Below are 4,722 nucleotides of genomic sequence, written 5' to 3' on the forward strand. Positions count from 1 at the left end.
CCAACGTCTTCTCATCGAATCATTTCGCACGCTTCTTCCCCGCTTGAGCGGCGCGAATTTCTTTCATCCGCGTCACCACCTTGAGCAGCTCGAGACCGGCATCGGGCAGCGCTGCAAAATATTTCTGACCTTGTTCCAGCAGTGCCAGCGCCTCATCGGCGCGCCCTGCCGCAGCGAGCGCGGTCGGCAGGTTGAGATACTTCAGATCCCAGTAGACCTCACCCATCTCGCTCAGGATCTCGACCGCGCGCGCCGGGTTGCGCTTGGCATCCTTGCCGTCCGGAATGAATTGATACCCGCCCCACAGATAAGCCTTCTGCGACAGCCTGATGTGCAGGCCGTACTTCGCATTCAACTGCTGGTAGTGCGCCCGGATCGCCCCGTAGGGATCGGCGCCACTCTTGAGCGCCGCATCCAGTGCATCGTTGAACGACCAGCCCGCGAACAACTGTTCGAGCCCGTCGTAGATCGCCAGATGCACCATCGAGTTGTGATCTTCAATCGCGCGCGTCGGCCGAGTCCGCAACACGATGCCCTGCGGCGAGTCCTGAGCCAGATTGGCGTCGAACACCTTGAGCGCTTCGTTACTGGTGATACCGGCCGTGTAGAGATAGCGATAACGACTCTGGTCAAGCTTGCGCAGCGCCGCTGGGACTGACGTTACATAGGACTGCTGGTCGAACCACAGCGACGGATCGAGCGCGAGATAGGCGTTGAATGCATCGGGCCGCGTCAGCAGCGTATGCATGGCGAACAAGCCGCCGTAGGAATGCCCGATGAGTATGCGAAACGGCTCGGTGCGATAGCGCTGCTCGACCCAGGGCGCGACTTCATCCGCGATGAATTTCAGAAATTCACTCGCGCCGCCCTCGCCTTCCTTCATGTCCGCCGGTACCGAGCTTTTCGGCGTCAGATTGTGACTGCGCGTGAGCACGCCGTTCGGAATGCCGACGACGATGGCTTCGGGCATCTGAACGTTGTCCGCCATGAACTTGACCGTCTCGGCGGTGAGCGCGGTATGCGCTTCACCGTCGAGCAGATAGATCACGGGGTAAGTCTGTGTGGAGCGGCCGTAGCTCTCAGGCAGGCGCACGATGATTCGCCGCCATTCGCCCAGCGTCTTCGACCACAGCACCGGATCGGCGGACTCCGTCGCGAGTGTTTGCGCACTCGCGACAGATGCCGTCATCCACAAAGCCACCACGCAGCAGAGCGCGAAGCTCTGCTTCAACAGCGTACGCATGGTCGCCCAGCCCTGTTACCAGTGAGCCCGTAGCGAAAGTGTGTAGCTGCGCGGCGTGCCGTACCAGTTGCCGTAGCCAGTCTCACCGATGGTCTGGTAGTAGGTCTTGTCCAGCGCGTTGTTCAGATTGAATGCAATCGACCACGAGTCGCTGATGTCATAGCCGACGCGTGCGCCGACGACGGCGTAGCCGCTCGCGACGAAGGTGTACGGAATGTACGTCTCCTCGCCATTCTCATCGAAGGTAACGGCGTCGCCTCTGACGGAGTTCTTGCTCTGCGCGGTGATGCCGAGGCCGAAGCTCCACTCATCATGCGCCGACGGCTTATAGGTACTCCACAGCTTGAGCAGATGCTTCGGCGTCTGCGGCATGTAGGTCAGGCCCGTGCTGCTACCGTAGCCGGACTTGTACTCGTTCTCGTTGTACGTGTAGCCCGCCGACAGCACCCAGTTGTCGAACAGACGGCCGTTCACTTCGACATCGACACCGCGGCTTTCGACAGTGCCCTGCGAGGTGTAGCAGCAATACGAACCCAGCGCGCCCGCAGTCGATGGATACGACAGATCCCGAATCGCTGCGCCGTCGCGTTGGATGCGATACACAGCGATCTGAGTCGCCGCGCGGCCTTCGAGCAGACCGCCCTTCACACCGATCTCGATGTTGTCGCCCGTGACCGGGTCCAGCGGCGAGCCTGGCAGCGGTCCCTTCAAGTTGGTGGCTTGCGACTTGTACGACTCGGAGAAGCTCGCGTAGGCCAGCCAGCGATTGCCCAGCTCGTAAGTCATGCCGAAATACGGCGTCACGACACCGCGATCTTTCATTCTCTGTAAGCTCGAGAAGTCGATCGCGCCCGTCGGGGTGAGGCCCGCGTAGTAGAAATCGTATTTATAGTTGCTGTAGCGAGCGCCGCCCATCAGCTTCAATGCATCGGTGATCTGCAGATTCAGGCTCACATACGCGCCTTCCTGATGCGTTTGCTGATAGAGCGTCGCGTTCGGAATCGCGGAAATAGCGGGCTCGGAAACAGCGGCCGGATCGTAGGTGTACGGATCGAACGGGCCATAGTTCGGGAATTCCCATTGTTTGGCACCGGCGTACACCTCTTGCCGGTCGATGCCGAGCGCCACGCGGTGACTGCGACCGAACAGCTCGAAGCGACCTTTCAGCGTCACATCGAACATCGTCTGATCGCCCTTGTTGTCGCTCGCGTCCACCGAGTACGTGCCGGGCAACAGACCGGTGAGCGAACTGATGGGATAGTAGCTCGAGGCCACCTTCTGCGTGCCCTCCTCGCGCTCTCGCGTCGCATTCACTCGCACGTCCCACGAATCGTTGAAGCGATAGTCGGCCCTCATGAACACCGTGGCGACTTCGAGATCCTGACGCGCCCAATTGGGTGACAGCACCGTCGAGCGTGGCAGATGCGGATCGCGGCCATCTTCATAGCGCGGCAAACCGGTCGCGCCGTGCGGATTTTCGCGGTGGCCGAACGTGCCGCCCACCATGACCTGCGTCCTGTCACCCAGGTCTGCTTCGAGCACACCGTACAGCTGATCACGGCTGTTCTTGCCGTTCTTCAAATAGTAATCGTTGTCCTCTTCGACGTAGACCACGCGGCCGCGCAGCGCGCCGTCGAACGCCAGCGAGCCTGAGGCGTCCACCTCGGCTCGGTAGCTGCTCCAGCTGCCGGCGGACAAGCCCAGCGACACTTGCGGATCTTTAGTCGGACGCTTGCGCACCAACTGCACCGAGCCGCCGGGTTCGCCATTGCCCGAGTACAGCGCGTCCGGTCCACGCAGCACTTCCACCTGCTCATACATCGACAGATCCGTCGTCTGCAGCAGGCTATAGCTCGACATTGGCACCGGCGCACCGCCGTCCACCTGCAAGCTGCTGATCTGGAAGCCGCGCGAGTAATAACGCGACACGTCGAAGTTGTTACGCGTGACCGTCACGCCGGTGGCCTGCTCGAGCACGGCCGCCACGTTGTTCAGATTCTGTTCGTCGAGCCGTTCACGCGTGACGATGGTGATCGACTGCGGACGATCGCGCAGGCTGTCGCCGGTGCGCGAACTCAGAATTGGATCGTCGATGGTGGTGCCGACTACCAGCACTTCATCGATATTGGCATCGCTGGAAACGTTCTGCGTAGTCTGGCCGCCGGTGTCGCCGAGCGACGTCGGCACGATCGTGATGGTCTGATCGTCGACGAATCGATAGGTGAGATTGGTGGTCGCGAGCAACTTGGTGAGCGCCTCGCCGACGGTGAGATCGCCCGTCGCGCCCGAGGTCTGACGCTGATCCATCACACCCGCGCGATACACCAACTGAAAGCCGCGCTCCTTGGCGAACGCTTCGAGCGCGTGCTCGAGGGATTGCGAAGGAATATTGGTGGGCTTGGAAACTGCAAACGCATCGCCGGCCATCGCCAGCCCCATCAACGAAACAGAAAGAGTCGCACTTACTACTGCCAGACGCATGCATGCTCCCCAACCCTTGAAGGGTATTGTTGTAGCCGGCCCGCCGCGACGCGACGGACTCCTGCTACTAGAGAGTGACTGCGTTAGGGAGTTGATACCGACGCTCCGCGTTTTTCGATGAAAATTTGCGAGCCTTGTTCTCGCACCACGATGCCGGGTTGGGTCTTGAGATAATTGAGCAGCGAGGCCGCGTTGGTCGAAGAGAAGATCGCGCTGATGCGCAGGTCCTGCAGATCCTGATCGGTGACGGCGAGCTGCTTCACGTTGTAACGATTGAACTCCGCGGCAACGTCGGCGAGCCGCGCGTCTTTGAAGATCATCTTGCGACTGGTCCACGCGGTTGCATCGTCGACGCTCTGCGCGCCCTGCTGTGAACCGGCTGCGGTGACGATCAATTGCTGACCAGCGGACACGTAGAGCGGCAGCGGCGTGAGTTCGCCTTGCGATACCGGCGTCTGCGTCGAACCTGCAGCGGCTGTTGCCTCCACCTCTGCACCTGACACGGACACACGCCCTTCGGTCACGGTGACAACTGTTCCCGACGATTTTCGATAGACGTCGAACACGGTGCCCACCGCACGCACGGCCGTGTCACCACTGTGCACGATGAAAGGTCGCTGCGGATCTTTGGCGACTCGGAACAGTGCCTGTCCTTCGATCAGCTCGATGCGTCGTTGCTCGTCCGTCAAGCGCACGCGCACTTTGGTTCGAGAGTTGAGTGTGATCTCCGAACCATCGGCCAAGACGATGGAGCGCTGCTCGCCCACCATGGACGCATATAGCGGGTTCTGTTTCATCCACACCAATGTGGCGAGCCCCACAGCGGCGCACGCAACGCCCGCGGCCAGCGCAAACGCGCGGACTCGACGTACAGTGAGGGTTCGCTTCCCGTCCGATGCCGATGCAGGCGCTTGAGAACGAGCCAGCGTCAACGGAATCACCTGGGACGCCGACTGCCGGGCCTGCGCAATCAACGTGGCGGCGTCGTAGCTGTGCGC

Annotated in this window: 3 protein-coding genes; all 3 read right to left on the reverse strand. The window is 61.1% G+C overall.

What is annotated here, in order from left to right; all coding sequences use genetic code 11:
- Window positions 1–19 precede the first annotated feature (19 nt).
- The gene (locus JNL55_RS36890) at window positions 20–1,243 is read right to left on the reverse strand and encodes an alpha/beta hydrolase (protein WP_293867003.1); all 1,224 of its coding nucleotides are present in this window, start codon (window positions 1,241–1,243) and stop codon (window positions 20–22) included.
- Between the two features lie 15 nt (window positions 1,244–1,258).
- A complete protein-coding gene (locus tag JNL55_RS36895) occupies window positions 1,259–3,724 on the reverse strand; it encodes a TonB-dependent siderophore receptor (RefSeq protein ID WP_293867006.1) in 2,466 nt (821 codons plus the stop codon).
- An 83-nt stretch (window positions 3,725–3,807) separates the two neighbouring features.
- A partial coding sequence (locus tag JNL55_RS36900; RefSeq protein WP_293867009.1) for a FecR family protein occupies window positions 3,808–4,722 on the reverse strand: 915 nt, incomplete at its 5' end.

Source organism: Steroidobacter sp., assembly GCF_016790065.1.
Lineage (GTDB): Bacteria > Pseudomonadota > Gammaproteobacteria > Steroidobacterales > Steroidobacteraceae > Steroidobacter.